This window comes from Streptomyces sp. AC558_RSS880 (genome assembly GCF_019049255.1).
In the GTDB taxonomy this organism is placed as follows: Bacteria; Actinomycetota; Actinomycetes; order Streptomycetales; family Streptomycetaceae; genus Streptomyces.
The window spans coordinates 52,369-74,304 of record NZ_JAGMUJ010000013.1; the positions used below are offsets into that span (position 1 = coordinate 52,369).

General features: G+C 73.0%; 22 protein-coding genes and 1 riboswitch. Of the genes, 8 read left to right on the forward strand and 14 right to left on the reverse strand.

All coding sequences use genetic code 11. The features are described 5' to 3' along the window. Position 1: 1 nt before the first annotated feature. Positions 2–535, reverse strand: coding sequence for a phosphatase PAP2 family protein (locus KUM38_RS05020; protein WP_217128049.1), 534 nt, complete (start codon positions 533–535; stop codon positions 2–4). A gap of 134 nt (positions 536–669) precedes the next feature. Between KUM38_RS05020 and KUM38_RS05025 the strand changes: the two genes are divergently transcribed. Both KUM38_RS05025 and KUM38_RS05030 read left to right on the forward strand, forming a co-directional pair. Next, entirely contained in the window at positions 670–2,025 is a 1,356-nt protein-coding gene (locus KUM38_RS05025) for an FAD-binding oxidoreductase (protein WP_217128050.1), read from the forward strand. 19 nt (positions 2,026–2,044) lie between these two features. Beyond that, positions 2,045–2,800, forward strand: a complete 756-nt coding sequence (locus KUM38_RS05030; RefSeq protein WP_217128051.1) for a decaprenylphospho-beta-D-erythro-pentofuranosid-2-ulose 2-reductase — start codon at positions 2,045–2,047, stop codon at positions 2,798–2,800. A gap of 17 nt (positions 2,801–2,817) precedes the next feature. Here the strand turns inward: KUM38_RS05030 and KUM38_RS05035 are convergent, their stop codons facing one another. Both KUM38_RS05035 and trpS read right to left on the reverse strand, forming a co-directional pair. After that, positions 2,818–3,396: a 2'-5' RNA ligase family protein gene (locus tag KUM38_RS05035; RefSeq protein WP_217128052.1), complete on the reverse strand. Its 579-nt coding sequence runs from the start codon at positions 3,394–3,396 to the stop codon at positions 2,818–2,820. Positions 3,397–3,598: 202 nt separating this feature from the next. Next, entirely contained in the window at positions 3,599–4,612 is a 1,014-nt protein-coding gene (trpS, locus tag KUM38_RS05040) for a tryptophan--tRNA ligase (protein WP_217128053.1), read from the reverse strand. A gap of 131 nt (positions 4,613–4,743) precedes the next feature. Here trpS and KUM38_RS05045 point away from each other — a divergent pair, with 131 nt between their 5' ends. From KUM38_RS05045 to KUM38_RS05055, 3 genes are all read left to right on the forward strand, one after another. Further along, positions 4,744–5,304, forward strand: a complete 561-nt coding sequence (locus KUM38_RS05045) for an RNA polymerase sigma factor (RefSeq protein ID WP_217128054.1) — start codon at positions 4,744–4,746, stop codon at positions 5,302–5,304. Continuing rightward, entirely contained in the window at positions 5,297–6,145 is an 849-nt protein-coding gene (locus KUM38_RS05050) for a hypothetical protein (RefSeq protein ID WP_217128055.1), read from the forward strand. The genes KUM38_RS05045 and KUM38_RS05050 overlap by 8 nt, the downstream gene beginning before the upstream one ends. 173 nt (positions 6,146–6,318) lie before the next feature. Further along, positions 6,319–7,029 carry a hypothetical protein gene (locus tag KUM38_RS05055; protein ID WP_254396699.1) on the forward strand — a complete coding sequence of 237 codons (711 nt, stop codon included), beginning with the start codon at positions 6,319–6,321 and terminating at the stop codon, positions 7,027–7,029. 69 nt (positions 7,030–7,098) lie between these two features. Here the strand turns inward: KUM38_RS05055 and KUM38_RS05060 are convergent, their stop codons facing one another. The 4 genes from KUM38_RS05060 to KUM38_RS05075 all read right to left on the reverse strand — a co-directional run bounded on the left by KUM38_RS05060 (position 7,099) and on the right by KUM38_RS05075 (position 12,087). Further along, positions 7,099–8,550: a glycine hydroxymethyltransferase gene (locus KUM38_RS05060; RefSeq protein ID WP_217128057.1), complete on the reverse strand. Its 1,452-nt coding sequence runs from the start codon at positions 8,548–8,550 to the stop codon at positions 7,099–7,101. Between the two features lie 33 nt (positions 8,551–8,583). Then, positions 8,584–8,685, reverse strand: a riboswitch (ZMP/ZTP riboswitch). 61 nt (positions 8,686–8,746) lie between these two features. Beyond that, on the reverse strand, positions 8,747–9,931 hold the full coding sequence (locus KUM38_RS05065; RefSeq protein WP_217128058.1) for a glutathionylspermidine synthase family protein: 1,185 nt from the start codon (positions 9,929–9,931) through the stop codon (positions 8,747–8,749). Between the two features lie 7 nt (positions 9,932–9,938). Continuing rightward, complete coding sequence (locus tag KUM38_RS05070; protein ID WP_217128059.1) at positions 9,939–10,289, reverse strand: hypothetical protein; 351 nt, start codon at positions 10,287–10,289, stop codon at positions 9,939–9,941. A 412-nt stretch (positions 10,290–10,701) separates the two neighbouring features. Further along, positions 10,702–12,087, reverse strand: a complete 1,386-nt coding sequence (locus tag KUM38_RS05075; protein WP_217128060.1) for a PLP-dependent aminotransferase family protein — start codon at positions 12,085–12,087, stop codon at positions 10,702–10,704. Positions 12,088–12,133: 46 nt separating this feature from the next. On the opposite strand from KUM38_RS05075, the gene KUM38_RS05080 reads away from it, so the two are divergent. Together KUM38_RS05080 and KUM38_RS05085 are read left to right on the forward strand one after the other, a co-directional pair. Next, the gene (locus tag KUM38_RS05080) at positions 12,134–12,634 is read left to right on the forward strand and encodes a carboxymuconolactone decarboxylase family protein (protein ID WP_217128061.1); all 501 of its coding nucleotides are present in this window, start codon (positions 12,134–12,136) and stop codon (positions 12,632–12,634) included. Then, positions 12,631–13,083 (forward strand): carboxymuconolactone decarboxylase family protein, encoded by a 453-nt coding sequence (locus KUM38_RS05085; protein ID WP_217128062.1) that lies wholly within the window; start codon positions 12,631–12,633, stop codon positions 13,081–13,083. The genes KUM38_RS05080 and KUM38_RS05085 overlap by 4 nt, the downstream gene beginning before the upstream one ends. A gap of 121 nt (positions 13,084–13,204) precedes the next feature. Here the strand turns inward: KUM38_RS05085 and KUM38_RS05090 are convergent, their stop codons facing one another. The 7 genes from KUM38_RS05090 to KUM38_RS05120 all read right to left on the reverse strand — a co-directional run bounded on the left by KUM38_RS05090 (position 13,205) and on the right by KUM38_RS05120 (position 21,051). Next, positions 13,205–14,227 carry a hypothetical protein gene (locus KUM38_RS05090; protein ID WP_217128063.1) on the reverse strand — a complete coding sequence of 341 codons (1,023 nt, stop codon included), beginning with the start codon at positions 14,225–14,227 and terminating at the stop codon, positions 13,205–13,207. 10 nt (positions 14,228–14,237) lie between these two features. After that, positions 14,238–14,591 (reverse strand): hypothetical protein, encoded by a 354-nt coding sequence (locus KUM38_RS05095; protein WP_217128064.1) that lies wholly within the window; start codon positions 14,589–14,591, stop codon positions 14,238–14,240. 2 nt (positions 14,592–14,593) lie between these two features. Next, the gene (locus KUM38_RS05100) at positions 14,594–16,315 is read right to left on the reverse strand and encodes a hypothetical protein (RefSeq protein ID WP_217128065.1); all 1,722 of its coding nucleotides are present in this window, start codon (positions 16,313–16,315) and stop codon (positions 14,594–14,596) included. A gap of 181 nt (positions 16,316–16,496) precedes the next feature. After that, positions 16,497–17,486, reverse strand: a complete 990-nt coding sequence (locus KUM38_RS05105; protein ID WP_217128066.1) for a malate dehydrogenase — start codon at positions 17,484–17,486, stop codon at positions 16,497–16,499. 473 nt (positions 17,487–17,959) lie between these two features. Next, positions 17,960–19,147 (reverse strand): XRE family transcriptional regulator, encoded by a 1,188-nt coding sequence (locus KUM38_RS05110; RefSeq protein WP_217128067.1) that lies wholly within the window; start codon positions 19,145–19,147, stop codon positions 17,960–17,962. 553 nt (positions 19,148–19,700) lie between these two features. Continuing rightward, entirely contained in the window at positions 19,701–20,207 is a 507-nt protein-coding gene (locus KUM38_RS05115; RefSeq protein ID WP_217128068.1) for a DUF3017 domain-containing protein, read from the reverse strand. Continuing rightward, positions 20,197–21,051 carry a bifunctional methylenetetrahydrofolate dehydrogenase/methenyltetrahydrofolate cyclohydrolase gene (locus KUM38_RS05120; protein ID WP_217128069.1) on the reverse strand — a complete coding sequence of 285 codons (855 nt, stop codon included), beginning with the start codon at positions 21,049–21,051 and terminating at the stop codon, positions 20,197–20,199. Before KUM38_RS05120 ends, KUM38_RS05115 begins: the two co-directional genes overlap by 11 nt. A gap of 282 nt (positions 21,052–21,333) precedes the next feature. On the opposite strand from KUM38_RS05120, the gene KUM38_RS05125 reads away from it, so the two are divergent. After that, positions 21,334–21,921 (forward strand): proline-rich domain-containing protein, encoded by a 588-nt coding sequence (locus KUM38_RS05125; RefSeq protein WP_217128070.1) that lies wholly within the window; start codon positions 21,334–21,336, stop codon positions 21,919–21,921. The last annotated feature ends 15 nt before the right edge of the window (positions 21,922–21,936 follow it).

The following is a 21,936-nucleotide window of genomic DNA, read 5'->3' on the forward strand; positions in this document are numbered from 1 at the left end:
GTCACGCGGGGCCTCCCGTCATCCAGCGGGCGCCGAGGCGGGCCGTGAGCGCGCCGAGGACGGCGCCGGCCGCCACGTCCGACGGGTAGTGGACGCCGGCCACCAGGCGGGACACGCAGACGGCGGCGGCGAGCGGGGGCACCGCGCGGGCGCCCAGCGCGCCGAAGGCGACGGCGGCGGCCGCCGCCGAGGTGGCGTGCGCGCTGGGGAAGGAGTGCCGGCCGACCGTACCGACCAGGGGTTCGACGTGCGCGGGGCGCGGACGGCGCACGACCCGTTTCACCACCGAGCCGGCGACGTGGGCGCCCGCGGTGAGCGCGGTGCCGCGCAGCCAGGCGCCGCGCCGGGGGCGGTCGACGACGGCTCCGGCGAGCCCCGCGGCGAGCCACACCGCCCCGTGCTCCCCCGCCCGGGACAGGACCCGCGCGGCACCGGCCACGCGAGGGTCCGCGCCGCACGCTCTGAGGGCCGAGACGATCCGGTGGTCCATGCCGTGGAGACCGCGGGTGCGGGGGAGGTCGTGGAGGTCGTCCATGGGGACCCACTGTTCACGCCCGGCGGGCCGGAATTCCCGTCGCCCGGGAGCGACATCCCATTAATCACCCGTTTCAGGGATAGGGATGACGTTTCAAAACTAAAAAGTCACATAGGGACGATACGGTCACCGTCATGCCTGCCGACACCGTTCCCGTCACGGGGTGGGGCCGCACCGCTCCCACCGCCGCCCGGCTGATCCGCCCACGGACGTACGAGGAGGCCGCCCTGGCCGTCCGGGAGTGCGGGGCCCGCGGGGGCATCGCGCGAGGACTGGGGCGGGCGTACGGGGACGCGGCGCAGAACGCGGGCGGCGCCGTGCTCGACATGACGGGCCTGGACCGCGTGCACGCGATCGACGCCGACGGCGGCACCGTGCTGTGCGACGCGGGCGTCTCCCTGCACCGGCTGATGGAGGTGCTGCTGCCGCTCGGCTGGTTCGTGCCGGTGACGCCGGGCACGCGCTATGTGACGGTCGGCGGGGCGATCGGCGCCGACATCCACGGCAAGAACCACCACGTCTCCGGCTCCTTCTCCCGCCATGTGCTGTCCCTGGAGCTGCTCACCGCCGACGGGCGGGTCCGTACGGTCGTGCCGGGCACGCCGCTGTTCGAGGCGACCGCGGGCGGCATGGGCCTGACCGGGGTGATCCTCACCGCGACGGTCCGGCTCCAGCCGGTCGAGACCTCGCTGATGTGCGTCGACACCGAGCGCGCGGACGACCTCGACGACCTGATGGCCCGCCTCGCCGACACCGACCACCGCTACCGCTACTCGGTCGCCTGGATCGATCTGCTGGCCCGCGGCCGGGCCACCGGCCGCGCGGTGCTCACGCGCGGCGACCACGCTCCCCTGGACGCCCTGCCCCGGGGCAGCCGCGCGCGCGGGGAACCCCTCTCCTTCCGCACCTCCCGGCTCCCGGCCGCCCCCTCCTTCGTCCCCGAGGGCCTGCTCAGCCGCACCACCGTGGGACTGTTCAACGAGCTCTGGTACCGCAAGGCCCCCCGCGCGCGGATGGGGCAGCTCCAGCGGATCCCCGCGTTCTTCCACCCCTTGGACGGCGTGCCGCACTGGAACCGCGTCTACGGCCGGGGCGGCTTCGTGCAGTACCAGTTCGTCGTCGGGCACGGCCGGGAGGACGCCCTGCGCCGGATCGTGCGCCGGATCTCCGGGCGCCGCTGCCCGTCCTTCCTCGCCGTCCTCAAGCGCTTCGGGGAGGCCGACCCCGGCTGGCTGTCCTTCCCGGTGCCGGGCTGGACCCTGGCCCTGGACATCCCCGCGTCACTGCCCGGCCTCGGCGGCTTCCTCGACGAACTCGACGAGGAGGTCGCCGGCGCCGGCGGACGCGTCTACCTCGCCAAGGACTCCCGGCTGCGCCCGGAGCTGCTCGCGGCCATGTACCCGCGCCTGGACGACTTCCGCGCGCTGCGCGCCGAACTGGACCCGCGCGGGGTGTTCGTCTCCGACCTGGCCCGCCGCCTCCATCTCTAGACAACCTCCAGGAGCCGTCATGAAGGACGCCTTCGGCCTCCCCCAGTCCCTGCTCGTCCTCGGCGGTACGTCCGAGATCGCGCTGGCCACCGCGCGGCGGCTGATCGCCCGCCGCACCCGCACGGTGTGGCTGGCCGGCCGCCCCTCCCCCGGCCTGGACGAGGCCGCCGGGCAGCTGCGCGGCCTCGGCGCCGAGGTGCGCACGGTCGCCTTCGACGCGCTCGACCCCGCCGCCCACGAGGACGCCCTCGGCAAGGTCTTCGCCGAGGGCGACGTCGACATGGTGCTGCTCGCCTTCGGCACCCTGGGCGACCAGGCGCACGACGAGCGGGACCCGTCGGCCGCGGTGCGGGTCGCGCAGACCAACTACACCGGCGCGGTCTCGGCGGGCCTGGTGTGCGCGAGCGCGCTCCAGGCACAGGGCCACGGCTCGCTGGTGGTGCTCTCCTCCGTCGCGGGCGAGCGGGCCCGCCGCGCCAACTTCATCTACGGCTCCAGCAAGGCCGGCCTGGACGCCTTCGCCCAGGGCCTCGGCGACGCGCTGTACGGCACGGGGGTGCACGTCATGGTCGTACGCCCCGGTTTTGTCCGTACGCGGATGACCGCCGGACTTCCCGAGGCGCCGCTGGCCACCACGCCGGAGGCGGTCGCGGCGGCCGTCGAGCTGGGACTGCGGCGCCGCGCGGAGACCGTGTGGGTGCCGGGCGCGCTGCGGGTGGTGATGTCGGCGCTGCGGCACCTGCCGCGCGGGGTGTTCCGCCGGCTGCCGGTCTGAGGGCCGGCCGGGGGTGCTCAGTGGGCGGAGACGGATCCCCGGTCCACGCTCCCGGACTGCGGGGGCACCACCGCGGAGCCGAAGGGGAACTCGCGCAGCTTGCGCCACACCCCGTCGGCGCCCTGTTCGTAGAGCGCGAAACCGGTGCAGGGCCACTCGGCCTCGTAGCCGGCGAGCTCCTCGAAGGCGCGGTCCATGGCCGCCTCCTCGATGCCGTGCGCCACGGTGACGTGCGGGTGGTACGGGAACTGCAGCTCGCGGGCGACCGGGCCGGAGGCGTCGCGGACCTGCTTCTGCAGCCAGGTGCAGGCCTCACCGCCGTCGACGACCCGGACGTACACCACCGGCGACAGCGGCCGGAAGGTGCCGGTGCCGGACAGCCGCATCGGGAACGGGCGGCCTGCCGCGGCGACCTCGCCGAGATGCGCCTCGACGGCCGCCAGGTCGGCGTCGTCGACCTCGGTCGGCGGCAGCAGGGTGACGTGCGTGGGGATACCGTGAGCAGCGGCGTCGCCGAAGCCCGCGCGCAGCTGCTGAAGCCGGCTGCCGTGAGGCTCCGGGACCGCGATCGACACACCGATCGTTACGGTCCCCACGTCGTCTCCTGTCGTTGTGGTGGTGAAGCGCGGTGGTGAAGCTGCGGTGAGCACCGGGTGACCGCCGGAACGGTCACCCTGTCATCGACTGTACGACCACGACCCGGATGCGGGCAGGCGCAACCGGAGTGATGTGCAGCGCTGTGCGGTGGTACGGACGGCGGCCGTGGGCCGGTTCAGCGCCGGTCCGGCGCTCGGCGGTTCAGTGCTTGGCGGGCAGGAAACCGACCCGGTCGTACGCCCGGGAGAGGGTCTCCGCGGCGACGGCACGCGCCTTCTCTGCGCCCTTGGCCAGGATCGAGTCGAGCGTCTCGGGGTCGTCCAGGTACTGCTGGGTGCGCTCCTTGAACGGGGTCACGAACTCGACCATGACCTCGGCCAGGTCCGTCTTGAGCGCACCGTAGCCCTTGCCCTCGTACTTCTGCTCCAGTTCGGGGATGTCCGCTCCGGTGAGGGTCGAGTAGATCGTGAGGAGATTGCTCACCCCGGGCTTCTCCACGACGTCGTAGCGGATCACCGTGTCGGTGTCGGTGACCGCGCTCTTCACCTTCTTGGCGGTGGTCTTCGGCTCGTCCAGGAGGTTGATGAGGCCCTTCGGCGTCGACGCCGACTTGCTCATCTTGACCGCCGGGTCCTGGAGGTCGTAGATCTTCGCCGTCTCCTTGAGGATGTACGGCTTCGGCATCGTGAACGTCTCGCCGAACCGGCCGTTGAAACGGTCGGCGAGGTCGCGGGTGAGTTCGATGTGCTGGCGCTGGTCCTCGCCCACCGGCACCTCGTCGGCCTGGTAGAGCAGGATGTCCGCGACCTGCAGGACCGGGTACGTGAACAGGCCGACCGAGGCGCGGTCGGCGCCCTGCTTGGCGGACTTGTCCTTGAACTGGGTCATGCGGGAGGCCTCGCCGAAGCCGGTGAGGCAGTTCATGACCCAGGCGAGCTGGGCGTGCTCGGGGACGTGGCTCTGCACGAAGAGCGTGCAGCGGTCCGGGTCGAGACCGGCGGCCAGCAGCTGGGCGACGGCCAGCCGGGTGTTGGCGCGCAGCTCGGCCGGGTCCTGCGGGACCGTGATCGCGTGCAGGTCGACGACCATGTAGAACGCGTCGTGGGTCTCCTGCAGGGCCACCCACTGGCGGACGGCGCCGAGGTAGTTGCCGAGGTGGAACGAGCCTGCGGTGGGCTGGATTCCGGAGAGCACGCGGGGTCGGTCAGTCGCCATGCTCCTCATTCTCTCAGGTCCCGCGGGGCGGTCCGGAACCGACCGGAAACAGGTGGGAACCGATCCGTCCCCGGCGGTGTAACAAAGACGTGAGGACGCGGGAGGGGGGCCGCATCGTCGATGAGGCCGCGGTGATCGCACGCGTACGCGCCGGGGAGCCGGAGGCGTACGCGGAGCTGGTGCGGGCCCATACGGGCATCGCGCTCAGGGCGGCCGCCGCGCTCGGGGCGGGGGCGGACGCGGAGGACGTGGTGCAGCAGGCCTTCGTCAAGGCGTACTGCGCGCTGGGCCGGTTCCGGGACGGCATGGCGTTCCGGCCGTGGCTGCTGTCGATCGTGGCCAATGAGACGAGGAACACAGTGCGCGCCGCCGTGCGCCGGAACGGACTCGCCGACCGGGAGGCGGCGTTCGTGAAGGCGGAACCGGTGATACCGGAGTCGGCCGATCCGGCGGTCGCGACGCTGGAGACGGAGCGCCGCGGGGCGCTGGTGGCCGCCCTGGAGAAGCTGAGCGAGGAGCACCGACTGGTCGTCACCTACCGCTATCTGCTGGAGATGGACGAGCGGGAGACCGCCCAGGCCCTGGGCTGGCCCCGGGGCACGGTGAAGTCGCGGCTGAACCGCGCCCTGCGCAAGCTGGAGCGTCTGCTGCCGGACTTCCGGCCCGGGGAAGGGGGTGAGAGGCGTGAGTGAGCGGTACGACGGTGAGGCGGCCCGGCTGCGAGAGGAACTGCGGGCCTTCGGCCGGTCCCTGGACGGGCCGGACGGGGCCGCGAGGTCCGATTCGATGGTCGAGCGGGTGCTGGGGCAGATACTCGCCGAGGAACTGCCGGTGCCGGTCGCCGAACCGACGGGCGCGGGCGCACGGCTGCGGGCGGCGCGCCGCTGGACGCGGGCGCGGTGGCGGTCGCTGGTCGGGGTCCTGTGCGGGCTGCTGACGGTGCTGGCGCTGACGCCTCCGGTGCGGGCGGCGGTGACCGACTGGTTCGGCTTCGGCGGGGTCGAGGTGCGGTACGACCCGTCGGCGGTGCCCTCGCCGGGCACGGAGGTGCCCGGCTGCGGGCGGTCGGTGTCGCTCGGCGAGGCGGAACGGCGGGCCGGGTTCAGGCCGCTGGTGCCGAAGGCGCTGGGCACTCCGGACGGGGTGACGGTGAGCGGGCTGCCGCGGGGGCGGTTCCTGGTGAGTCTGTGCTGGCGGGAACAGGGGCGGACGATCCGGCTCGACGAGTTCCCGGCCCGGCTGGACGTCACCTTCGTCAAGAGCGTGCGCGAGCAGCCGGAGTGGCTGTCGCTGGGCGGGGAGGGTGGGATTCCCGACCAAGCCCTGTGGTTCCCGCGACCGCACGTCCTGAGCTTCTGGATGGTGGACGCGGACGGTCACCGGTTCACCCGGGAGGAGCGCACGGCGGGGCCGACGCTGCTGTGGCCGCACGGCGGTAGGTCCGGTGAAGGGGTGACGCTGCGGCTGGAGGGGGTGGCGTCGAAGGCGCGGGCGCTGGAAATCGCGGAGGCGGTCGAGGAGACGGGCCGGTAGCCGGATGCCCCCGAGTCGCGGAATTCGTGGTGCGCCGACTGGGAACCCCCGCGGGTCGGGCGGTGTACCAGAAGTGCCAGGCGGCTCGTGGGCGGGCCGCACGGGGATCGACCGGCCGAGTGGGGGTCCGGATGCGTGGATGGAAGGGCAGAGTTCGACAACTGACGGCGGGAATGGGCGCGTTGGCGGCTGCGCTGGCCCTGATGGTGTGGGGAGCGGCGCCGGCCTCCGCAGGAGGGCCGACGAGCGTGCTGGTGGTCTCGCCGGGGAGCGGGGAGACCGCATCGCTGTACTACTCCGACAAGGAGTACGCCGCCCTGGAGCGGCTGCTCGGCCCGCCCGACAGGGGCACCCGGGACAAGCCGCCGGAGGCCGACCTGGCCTCGGTCCGGTTGATCAACGTGTCGTGGATGCTGCACGACGTGACGCCCTGGCGTGTGGACCGGGTCTTCCTCGGCAGCATCGAGGAGGACGTGTGGATACACACGGCGGCGAAACTCCCGGAAACGCCGAACGGCGTCTGGCACCGCGCCGAGGACCCGTCCGACCTGCACAAGCTGCTGTACGAGCTGGGCGTGATGGGCCACACGACGGAGACGGGTCCGGCCTCCGGCATCTATCCGGCGCCCTGGGAGACGGAGGCCTCCGGTTCCACCGCCGGATCGGACGCGTCGGGCTCCGGTGCGGAGCAGGACGCGGCGGCGGACTCGGGGACACGGGCCGCGTCAGGTGCGGGAGACGGCACCGGATGGTGGTGGGCGATACCGGGGGCCGTGGCCGGAGCGGTGCTGGCCCTGGTGCTGCGCCCGTATGTGACGCGGTTGCCGCCGGTCCGCCGCCGGAAGGACGACCCGGGGCCGCGGCAGGAGCTGCTGGACGCCTGATGACGGGCACCCGGCGGCCCGGTACGTGACCGGACCGCCGCGGGGCGCGTCGATCAGGGCCGGGCGGCCTCAGCCGAGGTCGATCTCCGGGTAGAGCGGGAAGCCGGCGACGAGGTCGGTGGCGCGGCGGGAGATCTCGTCGGCGACCTTCGCGTCGAGGACGTGGGCGGCCTTGGAGGGGGCGCCGGACTTGGTGGTGCCCGGCTCCGTGGTGGTCAGGACTCGGTCGATGAGACCCGCGACCTCGTCCATCTCGGCGGTGCCCAGGCCGCGCGTGGTCAGCGCGGGGGTGCCGATGCGGATGCCGGAGGTGTACCAGGCGCCGTTGGGGTCGGCCGGGATGGCGTTGCGGTTGGTGACGACGCCCGAGTCGAGCAGGGCGGCCTCGGCCTGGCGGCCGGTGAGACCGTAGGAGGTGGCGACGTCGATCAGGTTGAGGTGGTTGTCGGTGCCGCCGGTGACCAGGGTGGCACCGCGCCGCATCAGACCCTCGGCGAGGGCGCGGGAGTTGTCGACGATGCGCTGGGCGTAGTCCTGGAAGGCGGGCTGCCGGGCCTCGGCGAGGGCGACGGCCTTGGCGGCCATGACGTGCGGGAGCGGGCCGCCGAGGACCATCGGGCAGCCGCGGTCGACCTGGTCCTTGAGGGAGTCGTCGCACAGCACCATGCCGCCGCGCGGGCCGCGCAGCGACTTGTGGGTGGTGGTGGTGACGATCTGGGCGTGCGGAACCGGGTCGAAGTCGCCGGTGAGGACCTTGCCGGCGACGAGACCGGCGAAGTGGGCCATGTCGACCATGAGCGTGGCGCCGACCTCGTCGGCGATCTCCCGCATGATCCGGAAGTTCACGAGACGGGGGTAGGCGGAGTAGCCGGCGACGATGATCAGCGGCTTGAACTCGCGGGCGGAGACGCGCAGGGCCTCGTAGTCGATCAGGCCGGTGGCCGGGTCGGTGCCGTAGGAACGCTGGTCGAACATCTTGCCGGAGATGTTCGGGCGGAAGCCGTGGGTGAGGTGGCCGCCGGCGTCCAGGGACATGCCGAGCATGCGCTGGTTGCCGAAGGCCTGGCGGAGCTCGGCCCAGTCGGCCTCGGAGAGGTCGTTGACCTGGCGGGCGCCGGTCTTCTCCAGGAAGGGGACCTCTACGCGGTCGGCCAGGACGGACCAGAAGGCGACGAGGTTGGCGTCGATGCCGGAGTGCGGCTGGACGTAGGCGTGGCGGGCGCCGAAGAGCTCCTTGGCGTGCTCGGCGGCGAGCGACTCGACGGTGTCGACGTTGCGGCAGCCGGCGTAGAAGCGGCGGCCGATGGTGCCCTCGGCGTACTTGTCGCTGAACCAGTTGCCCATCGCCAGGAGGGTGGCCGGAGAGGCGTAGTTCTCGGAGGCGATCAGCTTGAGCATCTCGCGCTGGTCGGCGACCTCCTGGCCGATGGCGTCGGCGACGCGCGGCTCGACGGCGCGGATCACGTCGAGAGCGGAGCGGAAGGCGGTGGAAGCGGGGGTGAGCGGCTGCTCGGCGGACATCGGGACCTCCGGAGACGTGGCGTTCGGCGTTCACGGTACGGCCCAGGCGCACGGCACATGTTTCCGGACCCGAGGGGTCCGGGGCCGCTTCCCGATGGTTACTCCCATCCCAGCACGCCAGTCACGGCCCGGCGCCAGCCTAACGGGCGGCGTCCCGGCATGGGCGCCGGCGTCCACCATGCGGGCGACAAGGGTGCTAGAGGATCACGTGGGGCAGGAAGCGGGCGTACTCGTCCGTCACCAGCCCCGAGGACTCGCGGATGCCCAGCCCCGCCGACTCGTTCTCCACCACCCAGGTGCCGAGGACGACATGGTTGCCGTCGAAGGTGGGGAGCGGGGCCAGCTGCTGGTAGCAGCAGGGTTCGTCGCGGAGCACGGGGTCGGAGCCGGGCTCGTGGAGGGACACGCCGGCGCCCTCGCGGCCGAGCAGGGGCTTGGCGACCCAGCCGGTGGTGTCGGCCAGTTCCCGCGGGCCGTCCAGGTAGGCGGGCAGGAGGTTGGGGTGACCGGGGTACAGCTCCCACAGGATCGCCAGCAGGGCCTTGTTGCTCAGCAGCATCTTCCAGGCGGGTTCGATCCACAGGGTGGAGCCGGTGCCGCCGCCGTTGTCGAGCGTGGCGAGAACATGGTCGGCGAAGCGGTCGGTGGTGAGCCACTCCCAGGGGTACAGCTTGAAGATGCTGCGGATGAACCGGAGGCCGTTGTCGACGAAGCGGCCGGAGAGGCGGTCCCAGCCGATCTCCTCCATGGAGATCCAGTCGGTGTCGAGGCCGGCCTGTTCGGCGGTCTCCTTGAGATAGGCGACGGTCATGAGGTCCTCGCCGTACTCGTCGGCGGAGGAGTGGGCGAAGTACAGGGGGCTGCCCGGCGGGAGGAGGGCGGCCTGTTTCCTCCAGGCGTCGACGAGGCGTTCGTGGAGGGAGTTCCACTGGTCGGCGCCGGGGAAGCGCTCCTCCATCCAGAACCACTGGGGGGAGGCGGCCTCCACGAGGGAGGTCGGGGTGTCGGCGTTGTACTCCAGCAGTTTCGCCGGGCCGGTGCCGTCGTAGCGCAGGTCGAAACGGCCGTAGACGGAGGGGAGTTCGGCACGCCGGCGCCAGGCCTCGGCGACCACGCGGGCGATGCGCGGGTCGGTGATGCCGAGGTCGGCGAAGCGGTCGGCGGTGACGATGTGCTCGGCGGCGGCGAGGCACATGCCGTGCAGTTCCTCGACGACCTCCTCCAGCGCCTCGACCTCGCCCAGGCTGAAGACGTAGTAGGCGCTCTCGTCCCAGTAGGGGCGCAGGGAGCCGTCCGGGTAGCGGGTGAGCGGATAGATGAGCCCCTGCTCCTCGACGGTCTCCTGCCAGCCGGGGCGCGGCTCGGTCGTACGCCGTTCCATGACCCGCTCAGCCGCCGCTGCTGCCGGAGCCCGAGCAGCCGAAGCCGCCGCGGTCGACGGCCTCGCTGCGGCTGAAGGTGCCGTAGTCGGCGTAGCCGTTGCTGACGTCGGCGTCGTAGTACCAGTCGGCGTTGGCGCGGGACTTGCCGCCCTTGCCGCGGGAGCCCGAGGAGGTCGTCCCGGAGGACGTGCAGTTCTTGTCGGCGACGATCTTGTAGCCGTTGATGTAGTCGTAGCTGTCCCGGTCCACGCACCGCCGGTCCGGATCCGACCCGCACGAGGTCAGCGCCGCCGCGAGGACACCCATCCCCCCGAGCACCACCGTGCTGGACCGCAACCGCCGCCGTGACTCCGCCATGCCCTTCACTCCCCCTCGCACTCCCCCGGGTCACCTTCCCCGGCTCGCGGCGGACAGCCTAGAGACCGCCCGGCGGGCGCGCGCAGGGGCCCCCGCTCCCGCCCCTCTCCCCGCCGCCTTTTCGCCCTCTTTGGCATGCATGGGCCGGTTCCGTGGCTCGTGGTGCGCCCCCGCGTGACCTCCACCTGTCCGCTTCCTCCCCGGGACTCGTGCCGACGTCGGCGTTCCCGGCGAGGACGGCGCCGCAGCCGGTACCGGCCCATCCGCCTGCTCCCTTCGGTCGCCGCGTCCAGGGCCGGTGCCGGAGCGAGAAGTGCGGCCAGGACCGCCTGGGACACGGCGGCCACCGCGGACCGCCCCACCAGAGTCCGTGGCCGATCGCCGCCGACGGCACCCGCACGCGTCCGGTGCGTCAGGGCAGCGCCCGGCACAGGGCGTCCAGGGTGCTCGCCCAGGCGTGGTCCGGTGGGGTGGCGTAGCCGACCACCAGGGCGTCGCCCGCCGCGGTGCCGGTGGCGGGGTGGCGGAAGCGGGAGAGGCCGTGGACGGCGAGGTTCTGCCAGGTGGCGGCCTGGACCACGGACCGCTCGGTGCCGGGCGGGAGTCGCAGGACGGCGTGCAGGCCGGCCGCGATGCCGGTGATCCGGACGTCGGGGACCCGGGTGGCGAGGGACTCGACCAGGGAGTCGCGGCGGCGGCGGTAGCGCAGGCGGGCGGCGCGGACGTGGCGGTCGTAGGCGCCGGAGGTGAGGAACTCGGCGAGGGTGAGCTGTTCGAGGACGCTCACGGAGCGGCCGCCGCCGTGGGCGACGACGTCCGGGAGCAGAGACGGGGGCAGGACCATCCAGCCGAGGCGGAGGCCGGGGGCGAGGGACTTGCTGGCCGTGCCGAGGTAGACCACGTGGTCGGGGTCGAGGTTCTGGAGCGCGCCGACGGCCTGGCGGTCGTAGCGGAACTCGCCGTCGTAGTCGTCCTCCAGGATCAGTCCGCCGGTGCGGCGCGCCCAGTCGACCACGGCGGCCCGGCGCTCGGGGCGCAGGGCGCCGCCCAGCGGGAACTGGTGGGCCGGGCTGAGCAGGACCGCGTCGGCGGCGCCCGGGTCCTGTGCGCGGGTGCCGAGGGAGTCGAAGGGGAGCGGGACGGTGGTCAGGCCGGCGCGGGCGGCCAGGTCCCAGTGGGCGTCCAGTCCGTAGGACTCCACGGCGAGGGTGCGGGCGCCGCGGGCGCGCAGGACCTCGCAGAGGAGGTGGAGGCCGTGGGCGAAACCGGAGCAGACGACGATCCGTTCGGGATCGGTGCGTACGCCGCGCACCCGGGCGAGGTAGTCCGCGAGGGCCGTGCGCAGTTCGGGCCGGCCGCGCGGGTCGCCGTAGCCGAGGGCGTCGTGCGGGGCGGCGGCGAGGGCGCGGCGGGTGGCCTTGAGCCATTCGGCGCGGGGGAAGGAGGAGAGGTCGGGGGTGCCCGGGACGAGGTCGTACGGAAGCCGGCCGGGGGCCCGGCGCGGGGACGGCCGGCGGGTCGGCGGGGTGGGCACCGCGCGGTCGGCGACGCGGGTGCCGGAGCCCTGCCGGGCCGTGAGCCAGCCCTCGGCGATCAGGTCGGCGTAGGCGTCGGCGACGGTGTTGCGGGCGATGCCCAGGTCGGCGGCGAGGGAGCGGGAGGAGGGCAGCCGGGTGCCGGGGGTGAGCCGGCCGGTGCGGACGGCCTCGCGCAGGGCGTCGGTCAGGCCGCGGCGCAGGCCGGGACCGGTCGGTTCGAGGTGCAGGTCGATGCCGAAAGTGGCCCAGCGTTCCGCCATGGAAGTGGACCATACTCCTGGGCTGCCTCGCTCCTAGGGTCGAGGCATGACGAACACCGAGACGACCACGACGTACGCCGCCGAGCTGCCCGTCCGACTGGAGTGGGCCCGGCACGCCCCCGAGGTGTACAAGGCGATGATCCGGCTGGACTCCGCCGCCAAGAAGGGCCTCGACGCCAAGCTGTACGAGCTGGTGAAGATCCGCGCCTCGCAGCTCAACCACTGTGCCTTCTGCCTGGACATGCACACCAAGGACGCGCTCGCGGCGGGCGAGAGCGTCGAGCGGATCATCCAGCTCGGCGCGTGGGAGGAGTCGCGGCACTTCTACACGGAGAAGGAGCTCGCGGCGCTCGAGCTGACCGAGGCCGTCACCGTGCTGACGGACGGCTTCGTGCCGGACGAGGTGTACGAGCGGGCCGCCAAGCAGTTCGATGAGCCGGAGCTGGCGCAGCTGATCGCCGCGATCACGGTGATCAACGCGTGGAACCGGTTCGGGGTGACCTGCCGGATGACCCCGGGCCACTACACGCCGGGGCAGTACGCGTGACGGCTCGTACGACCCGGCTCGACGCCGGTGTCCGCAGCGCGCTGCGGGCGGTGAGCGCCGCCGCCAAGGAGGGCCTCGGCGATCCCGGGCTGGCCGAGCTGGTCCAGATCCGTGCCTCGCAGCTCAACCACTGCGCGTTCTGCCTCGACCTGCACCTCGCCCTCGCCCGCAAGGGCGGGGCGGTGCGCGAGACGCAGCTCGATCTGCTGGACGCCTGGGAGGAGGCCGGGGACGACGTCTTCGACGCGCGGGAGCGGGCCGCGCTGGCGCTGACCGAGGCGGTCACGGTGCTGACCGAGGGGTTCGTGCCCGACGAGGTGTACGAACGGGCGGCCGGGCACTTCGACGCCGCCCGGCTCGCCCACCTCGTCGCGTTGATCACCGCCGTCAACGGCTGGAACCGGCTGATGGTCGCCCGCCGGATCCCGCCGGGCTCCACCGAGTGGTGAACTCCGGTCACCGGTGCGTGCGCGGTCCACGGCCGGAAGTGCTCCGGGGCACGGAGCACGGGGGCGCAGCGGAACAACGCGACGGAACGAAAGGCCCGGGTGCGGCCGGGAAGCCCTCGGGTCAGCCCTGCTCGCAGGTGGTGGCCGGGGGGCAGAAGTGCGCGACGGCGGTCAGCGCCAGGCCCAGTTCGGGATCGATGCCGTCGGTGGGCGGGCCGTACGCGGCGATCGCGTACGTCTTGCCGTCGCCCGGAGCGCGGAAGCGCACGTCCTGGACGTGCCAGCTGCCGACGTCCGGTTCGCCCCGCAGGGAGTCGGCCCGGTACTCCAGCCGCAGCCCGGAGACGCCGGCCTCGTCGACCGGTTCCAGGGAGACCTTCTCGAAACCTTCGGCCTTCGGCGTGCTGTCGGACAGGAACAGGTCGAAGGACTCCTCGGGGGAGGACTCCGCGACCTCGTACACCTGGAGGCGGCGGTACCCGTCGGCGCTGCGGTAGTTGACGACGTCCATGCCGTGCTGGGAGGCCACCGCCTCGCGCGTCCAGCCCAGCGGGCGGGCGATGGTGAAGCCCTCGGTGTCGGTGTGGAGTTCGTAGTCGGCGGGGAGTCCGGACGCCTGGCCGGAGGGGGAGCCGGTGACGCCGTCGGTGGGTTCGACGGCGGCCGTGCCGACGTCCGACGGGCCGGGGGTCACGTCGGACGTCGGCGTCGGGCCGGAGGTGGCCGCGTGGTCGTCGCGGGAGCCGGGCCCGCCGTCCGTCGCGTCGTCGTCGACGACCAGCGTCAGCAGCAGCGCCGCGGCGACCCCGGCCGCGGCGGCCCCGCCCACCACGCCCCACAGGAGCCGCCGGCCGGGGCCCCGACCGGCGGGCGGTGCCGGCTCGGCGGGCGGCCAGGCCACGCCGTGCGGCGGTTCGGGGCTGGACCAGGCTCCGTGGCCCGCGTCGGGCCCCGGTATGCCGCCCGCCGGTACGGTGCCCGTCGGCACGTCGTCCGGCGCGTCCGGAGCGCTCGCCGGGGCGTCCGGCCCGGGCGGCAGGAACTCCGGGCGCGGCGGGGGCGGCGGGGTGACCGGTGCGGCGCCGTCGCCGCCGTCCTCCCAGCGCTGGGCGTCCTCGTTCCAGTACCGCTGTCCCCCGCTCATCGCGTCCCTCTCACATTCCCAGCAGGCCGGCGACGGCTCCCGCCGACGCGAACAGCGTCACGATGTTCTGGGCGTCCGTGAGCACCTCGCGCAGCCGCCGGAGGCGGCCCTCACCGGCCGTTCCGGTCCGGGTGATCTCCTCCTCGGTCTCGGCGAGGGTCTCGTCCAGCCGCGCGGCCTGCTCGTTCTCCCGCAGCCGGGCCAGGTCACCGCGGAGTTCCCGCACGGCCGCCAGCAGTTGCTCGGCGGACTCGTCACGCGCCGCGGGGGCGCTGTTGCGGGTCTCGGCGCGCGCGTGGTCGCCGAAGGCGAAGGAGGAGTTGTCGGCGCGGCCGATGCTGACGTTCGGCTCGTTGGGTGCCATCGCTAGTCGGATCCCTTCTGCGGCTGGGAGCCGCCGGTCGTGGTCTCGGCGCGCGCGTGGTCACCGAAGGCGAACGAGGAGTTGTCGGCGCGGCCGATGTGCACCGCGCCGTTGCTGATGTTGACGATCTTCTGCACGAACTCGCCGGTCTCGTAGCCGGCCTCGGCCAGGGCCAGCCGCACCCCGCGCCCGATGCGGTCCTGGACGCTCCTGAGGTACCGGGCGACGTCCATCTCCTGGAAGGTGGACCCGGAGGGCGCCGAGGCCAGTTCCCGCACCGAGAGGGCCGGACCGTCGGGCAGCGCGTGCGCGTGTCCGCCGGTCAGCAGCCGCCACATGTACACCGCGCCCCGGCCGAGTGTCACCAGCGAGCGGCCCGCGGAGCCGGGCACCAGGACGGCGGCGCCGGCGATCCGGCCGACCGGGCTGTCGTGGAGGAACCGGTGCGAGGTGCGGTCGGCGTCCTTGAAGTCCGCGCGGACCGGCGTCAGCACGTGCGGGGCGATCTCCAGCATGAGCATCCGGCCCTGCGTGTGGACGCGCACGAAGACCGTGACGACCAGTTCCTCCTCCCAGCCGCCGACGCGGACGCGCAGGAAGTGCCGGCGCTTCTCGCCGCCCTCCTCGACGGCCCGCCCCCGGTGCTGCTCGAACTCCGCCGGGCCGTAGGGCGCCTGGTCACGGCTGAGGAGCCCTTCGACGGGCAGGAACACGCACTCGTCGATCTCCAGGCGGCGCAGCCGGTCCCGCACCCCGGGGCCCGCGTACTCGGCGGGCACGCGCAGCTGCTCCAGCAGCGGCCGGATCCGGTCGAGGATCGCGCGGTTGCTGAGCGGCTGCTGCTTCTTCTCCTCGTCCGGCCGCAGTTCCACGGCGAGCACCCAGGTGTCGTACGCCGCGCCCGCCCCGCAGAACGGCCGCGCCTCGTGGTACATGACCAGCGGCGTGTGCTGTTCCAGCCGGATGCGGTGCATCAGCCGCCGGAACCGCTGCCCGTCGGCCTGCTCGGCGGGGTCGCCGGCGGCGTCCGGGAAACGCCGCGGGGACAGTTCGGCGGCGAGGGCGCGGGCGAACTGGTTGCGCTGGGCCGCCGTGCACAGGCCGATGCAGACGAGCACACCGATCCCGAGCCAGGCCTGCCACGGTTCGGCCAGGGTCGCGAAGGTGTCGGCGAGCGGTCCCAGCACGTCGTCTCCGCCGGAGTCGTACGAGGACCCGTACCCGGAGTCGTCGTCCGTGCCGCCGCCGAAGGCGACCGTCCCCAGCGTCAGCAGGGCGAACCCGGTGAGCACACGGCCGGTCCAGCGCGCCAGGAACGCGGCGAGCCAGCGGTACCAGGGCGGCTGCGCGGCCCGCCCGCGGAGCAGGGGCGCGGCGGCGAGCAACAGGCTGGGCCACAGGAACAAGGCGAGCAACCCACCGCTGAGCGGTCCGCCCACCACCCACAGCCCGAGGACGGCCGCCGCCCACAGCAGTTCGTGGCGCCGGGCGCGCAGCGCGTGCGCGAGGACGCGGGCGGCGTCGAAGCCGAGCGAGGGCGCGACGACGCGCTGCTCGTTGAGGTAGAGCTGTTCGATGACCTGGTCGCGGTAGCCGGAGTCCAGGTAGACGCCCGCGCACAGCAGGCGGGACGCCTCGCTGGCGTGCGGTGGTGCGGGCGGCGGGTCGGACGGCGACGCCGCGCCGGTGTGCTGTGGCTGCTGCGGCACGTATGCGGTGCTCACGCGAATCCCCCGATACGCGAATCGACGCGACTGACACTCAAAGTGACGGGGGATCAGCATAGGGGAAGCGGACGTACCGGCGAACCGGATTGCCGGGTGAGGTCACGCACGGGGGCCGGGCACGCGCGGGGCCCCGCGCCGGACGAACCGGCGCGGGGCCCCGCGGGGAACTCGGTCCCGATCAGATGAGGCCGAGGCCGCGGACCGCCTCGCGCTCCTCCTCGAGCTCCTTGACGGAGGCGTCGATGCGGGCGCGGGAGAACTCGTTGATCTCCAGGCCCTGGACGATCTCGTACTTCCCGTCCTTCACGGTGACCGGGAAGGAGGAGATCAGGCCCTCCGGGACGCCGTAGGAGCCGTCCGACGGGATGCCCATGGAGGCCCAGTCGCCGTCGGCGGTGCCGTTGACCCAGGTGTACACGTGGTCGATGGCGGCGTTGGCGGCGGAGGCGGCGGAGGAGGCGCCACGGGCCTCGATGATCGCGGCGCCGCGCTTGGCGACGGTCGGGATGAAGTCCTCGGCCAGCCACTTCTCGTCGTTGACGGCCTCGGCGGCGTTCTTGCCGGCGACCGTGGCGTGGAAGATGTCGGGGTACTGGGTGGCGGAGTGGTTGCCCCAGATCGTCAGCTTCTTGATCTCGGAGACCGGGACGCCGGTCTTCTTCGACAGCTGGGTCAGCGCGCGGTTGTGGTCCAGGCGCGTCATGGCGGTGAACCGCTCGGCGGGCACGTCCGGGGCGGCGGCCTGGGCGATCAGGGCGTTGGTGTTGGCCGGGTTGCCGACGACCAGGACCTTGATGTCGTCCGCGGCGTGGGCGTTGATGGCCTGGCCCTGCGGCTTGAAGATGCCGCCGTTGGCCTCGAGGAGGTCACCGCGCTCCATGCCCTTGGTGCGCGGGCGGGCGCCCACGAGGAGGCCGACGTTGGCGCCGTCGAAGGCCACGTTCGGGTCGTCCGTGATGTCGATGCCCTGCAGGAGCGGGAACGCGCAGTCGTCCAGCTCCATGGCCGTGCCCTCGGCGGCCTTCAGCGCCGGGGTGATCTCCAGCAGGCGCAGCTTGACCGGCACGTCCGCGCCGAGCAGCTGGCCGGAGGCGATGCGGAAGAGCAGGGCGTAACCGATCTGGCCGGCCGCGCCGGTGACGGTGACGTTCACGGGAGTGCGGGTCATGGCGTTCTCCGTATGACAGCTGGCGGTGGGGCGGTCCCTGCCCCGGGGTGCGGGATCCCGCTCCGGCTCGTGACCGGCGTCCACCACGATGATCGATCATCGGTTCGAATGATCGATCTCTTGGCGTCAAGAGAGATCCAGCGGTCAGGCTATCGCGCATCCACGAGGGCGGACGGCCGGGCTCCCTGTGGCCCGCCCCACAGAGTGACGGCCTGGGTACGCGGATGGTCCGAACGGGCACAGGAAGGGCGGCCGTCCCGTCCGGGAGAGGTGGGGACGGGGCGGCCGCCGTCGGGGACCGACCGTGCCGGACTCCCGTGGGGGTACTTTCCGCGTGCCCGTCTTTCGCCGCATCATGCGCGTCCCCACGTTTTCCCCACATGTATGAGCCCGTACGGACCCATACACGCGGCGGTGCCGGGCCAGGTGCGGGGACGCCCATGCGCGCGGCGGCCGGGCCCGGTGCGGGGACGCTACTCGGTGCAGCCCTTCTCGCCGGTGGCGGCCAGTACCGCGCACGCCTTCGCGTCCGCCGCGTTCTCCACCGGCACCATCGGGGTGTACGCCACCGTGTCGCCGGCGGCGGTGATGCTGTCGCTCTGCTCCTTGGCCGCGCCCGCGCTGATCTCGACCCTGTCCCCCTGCGCGCCCTGGGTGATGCGTCCCCAGGCCGCGGCGCAGGTCTCGCTGTAGCGGACCTCCACCGTGATGGCGCCGACGGTCGCGGTCCCGGTCGTGGTCACCAGGTCGCCGCTGCACCCCATGACCTCGGCGTCCTTGCCCGCGCAGCTGTCGCCGCTGCACTTCACGCCGGGGGGCAGCTCGACACGGGCGGTGGCGGTGGGCGAGGGGGACTTCCGGGCCTCGTCCTTGCCCTTGTCGTCCTCGGTGCCGGTGACGTAGAAGGCGGCGGCGATCACCACCAGCGCTCCCACCGCTCCGGCGATGAACGTCGACGTCCGCCGCTTGCCGCCGGGACGTCCGGAGCCGCCCGGACGGCCGTGCCCGGACGCGCCCGGGGGCGGTGCGCCGTACGCGCCCGGTGAGCGCTCGCCCGCGGGGGACGGTGCGGCCCCCACTCCGGAACCGCGCCGGCCCGGCTGCGGCGACCCGGCGGGGGCGGCGACCCCCCAGGAGTTCGTCCCGGACGAACCGTCCCGCGCACCGCCCTCCCGCACGCCGCCGGTGGCGTCACGCACGTCCGAGGCGGTCGGCTGCGGCGGCACGCTCGGCGCGACCCCGGCCGGCCCCGCGACACCCGGGCGGACCGCGGCTCCGCCCTTGCGGGCGGGCCTGCCGCCCGCGCCGGAGGACGGGCCGGCGACCTCGCTGAGCGCGGCGCGCGCCTGCGAGATCCGGATCGCCTCCATCGTCATGTCGTGACGCATCTCCGAGCGGCTCCAGGCGCGCTCGGCGAGCTCCCACATGGTGGTGAGGTGCATCGGATTGGTCCCGGTGACCTCGGCCAGGGCCACGATCGCGCCCTTGGGCGCGAGCAGCCGGCCGTTCAGATAACGCTCCCAGGACGTCTTGCTGTAGCCCGTGCGGTCGGAGACCGACGCGACGCTCAGGCCGCTGCGGTCCACGAGCCTTCTGAGCTGGCTCGTGAACTCCCTGATCTGCGGATCGAGTTCATCCGGCAAGGCCTTCCAACGAGGCATTGCTTCCCCCCTCTTCCCCCCGGTTGGTGCTGGTTGTTCCCTCGTGCATGGTGCCCCTTGCCGAGTCCCCGTTGTGGCTACCCACGAGGATGCCGCCAGGCAGGATCTCAGTTCCCGGGGCGGGGGCGCACGGGAGCATCAGGGCCGCGGGCAGGCACCGTCGCGCGCCTGCTCACTCGCGATCCAGTGTCCCATCGGTCGCCCCCTCGGCCGAACGGAACCAGGCACCTGCACGCGGGACATCCGGACCGTCCCGTTTGTTCACGCCGGTCCACTGTCCCACTACTTCGTCGTACAAGCGCGTGTTTGTCAATACATCGACACCGGTCGGTCACATACGGAGTCGTCGCAAGGCTGTACGGGGATTCCGGGGGGCGTAGCGGAACGGTCACTTCCGTGCCACAGCGGCCGGACAGCCGTTGAACAGGCCCTTCACCGTGCAGGAGTGTGGTGCACGACGGCGGCCCGTCCTCTCACGGGGGTGAGGACGGGCCGCCGTTCACGGCGCTCCGCCTCCGGCTGACGGACCGCCTCCACGATGCTTCGCCTCCGGCTAACCGTCGACCGTGAAGTGCAGCGTGTCCTTCAGGAACGGGATCTCCAGCAGCGGATTCGGCTGCACCATCAGCGCCAGCAGCGCGATCGCCAGGCCCAGCCCGCCGTACGTGACGATGTCCGTGAAGCGGGAGCGCACCGCGAGCATGCCGACGTCCGGCACCAGCCAGCGCAGCACGGCCCCGGCCAGCAGGGCCACGCCGACCAGCAGCGTGCCCAGCCGGAACTGGTCCAGCGCGGTCAGCAGCAGCCCCAGTCCGACCGTGAGCAGCACGGCGAGGATCGGCCACTGCCGGGCGGGCGCGGGGGCGTCGCCGGGGGCCGCCCGGCCCCCGCCCTCGGGGCGCGCGGTGTCCCTGGTGAACAGGGGGAACCGGCGGGTGGTGCGGCGCGGCCTGCCCTCGGCGTCGGGTGCGCTGACGGGGTCGCGGACCGTGATGCCCTCGGCCCGCTCCCGCTCCTCGGCGGCGTCCGGGGCGTCCGGGGCGTTCTGCTCAGCCGACACTGCGCTCCGCCGCCTCGACCACGTTGACCAGCAGCTGGGCCCGGGTCATCGGGCCGACACCGCCGGGGTTCGGGGCGACCCAGCCGGCCACCTCGGCCACGCCCGGGTGGACGTCGCCCATGATCTTGCCCTCGGCGTTGCGGGAGACACCGACGTCGAGGACGGCCGCGCCCGGCTTGACGTCCTCGGGGCGGATCAGATGGGCGCTGCCCGCGGCGGCCACGATGATGTCCGCGCGCCGGAGGTGGGCCGACAGGTCGCGGGTGCCGGTGTGGCACTGGGTCACCGTGGCGTTCTCGCTGCGCCGGGTCAGCAGCAGGGGCATCGGGCGTCCGATGGTCACGCCGCGGCCCACGACCACCACCTCGGCGCCCTTGATCTCCACGCCGTGGCGGCGCAGCAGGGTGATGATGCCGTTGGGGGTGCAGGGCAGGGGGGCCGGCTCGTTGAGGACGAGACGGCCGAGGTTCATCGGGTGGAGGCCGTCGGCGTCCTTGCCCGGGTCCATCAGTTCGAGGATGCGGTTCTCGTCGATGCCCTTGGGCAGCGGCAGCTGCACGATGTAACCGGTACAGGCGGGGTCCTCGTTCAGCTCGCGGACGACCGCCTCGATCTCCTCCTGCGTGGCCGTGCCCGGCAGTTCGCGCTGGATGGAGGCGATGCCCACCTGGGCGCAGTCGCGGTGCTTCCCGGCGACGTACTTCTGGCTGCCGGGGTCCTCCCCGACGAGGATCGTGCCGAGGCCGGGCGTGACGCCCTTCTCCTTCAGCGCCGCCACGCGGGCGGTCAGATCGGACTTGATCTCGGCTGCGGTGGCCTTGCCATCGAGAATCTGGGCGGTCATGGCCCCATCCTCGCGGATGACCGGGCCCTGGTTCCAATCCGCCCGCATTCCGGGCGGCCGCGGCGCCCTCGGATCACGTATCGCCCGTTTTCGGCGAAGATCGTGATGTTGCACTTGCACAACACATACGGCTTACGCCTGGACAAGGAAAGGAACGGTCAAGAACGATGAGAGCACAGTGCCGCGGGCAGAACCGGGGGGACGGACCGCATCTGTAGAACTTCCTCCGTGCCGAGCCTCGCGTCGTCCCCGCACCTGAAGCGCAACGGAGGAAGAACCGCCATGAGTTTCGGCGACCCGAACAACCCCTATGGTGCCCCGCAGGGTCAGCCGCCCGGCTACGGCCACCCGCAGCAGCCCGGCCAGCCCTCCTACGGATACCCCTCGGCCCCGCCGATGCAGCCCTACGGCCAGCCCGCCCCGCCGGTGGTCATGCCCGGCGGCGTCAAGGCCGCGCGCGTGATGCTGTACGTGCTCGGCGGCTTCCAGGTGCTCGGCGGCGTGCTGATGATGGCCGCCAGCGCCTGGTTCGCCGACTACTTCGAGGACATCGCCTCCTCCGAGCCGAACATCTCCGCCGAGGACGCGGACACCGTCGCCGACATCGGCGCCGGCGTCATGATCGCGCTCGGTGTCATCGTGCTGGCGTTCGCGTTCTGGGCGATCTTCACCGCCGCCAAGTTCGCCAAGGGCCGCGGCGGTGTGCGCGTCTCCGCCATCGTCTACGCCTCGCTGGTCACGCTGTTCAGCGTCCTCAGCCTGCTCGGCACCAACATCTTCGCGCTGATCAGCCTGGTGCTCGGCATCCTGATCATCGTGTTCTGCGCCAACAGGAACGGCGGGTACTGGTTCAACCGCCCGCAGTACTGAGCCGGCTCCGACCGC

Coding starts and splice junctions, on each gene's coding strand:
- KUM38_RS05020 (WP_217128049.1), bottom strand. CDS start 535: ATGGACGACCTCCACGACCTCCCCCGCACCCGCGGTCTCCACGGCATG.
- KUM38_RS05025 (WP_217128050.1), top strand. CDS start 670: ATGCCTGCCGACACCGTTCCCGTCACGGGGTGGGGCCGCACCGCTCCC.
- KUM38_RS05030 (WP_217128051.1), top strand. CDS start 2,045: ATGAAGGACGCCTTCGGCCTCCCCCAGTCCCTGCTCGTCCTCGGCGGT.
- trpS (WP_217128053.1), bottom strand. CDS start 4,612: ATGGCGACTGACCGACCCCGCGTGCTCTCCGGAATCCAGCCCACCGCA.
- KUM38_RS05055 (WP_254396699.1), top strand. CDS start 6,319: ATGGGCGCGTTGGCGGCTGCGCTGGCCCTGATGGTGTGGGGAGCGGCG.
- KUM38_RS05060 (WP_217128057.1), bottom strand. CDS start 8,550: ATGTCCGCCGAGCAGCCGCTCACCCCCGCTTCCACCGCCTTCCGCTCC.
- KUM38_RS05065 (WP_217128058.1), bottom strand. CDS start 9,931: ATGGAACGGCGTACGACCGAGCCGCGCCCCGGCTGGCAGGAGACCGTC.
- KUM38_RS05070 (WP_217128059.1), bottom strand. CDS start 10,289: ATGGCGGAGTCACGGCGGCGGTTGCGGTCCAGCACGGTGGTGCTCGGG.
- KUM38_RS05075 (WP_217128060.1), bottom strand. CDS start 12,087: ATGGCGGAACGCTGGGCCACTTTCGGCATCGACCTGCACCTCGAACCG.
- KUM38_RS05080 (WP_217128061.1), top strand. CDS start 12,134: ATGACGAACACCGAGACGACCACGACGTACGCCGCCGAGCTGCCCGTC.
- KUM38_RS05090 (WP_217128063.1), bottom strand. CDS start 14,227: ATGAGCGGGGGACAGCGGTACTGGAACGAGGACGCCCAGCGCTGGGAG.
- KUM38_RS05095 (WP_217128064.1), bottom strand. CDS start 14,591: ATGGCACCCAACGAGCCGAACGTCAGCATCGGCCGCGCCGACAACTCC.
- KUM38_RS05105 (WP_217128066.1), bottom strand. CDS start 17,486: ATGACCCGCACTCCCGTGAACGTCACCGTCACCGGCGCGGCCGGCCAG.
- KUM38_RS05110 (WP_217128067.1), bottom strand. CDS start 19,147: ATGCCTCGTTGGAAGGCCTTGCCGGATGAACTCGATCCGCAGATCAGG.
- KUM38_RS05120 (WP_217128069.1), bottom strand. CDS start 21,051: ATGACCGCCCAGATTCTCGATGGCAAGGCCACCGCAGCCGAGATCAAG.
- KUM38_RS05125 (WP_217128070.1), top strand. CDS start 21,334: ATGAGTTTCGGCGACCCGAACAACCCCTATGGTGCCCCGCAGGGTCAG.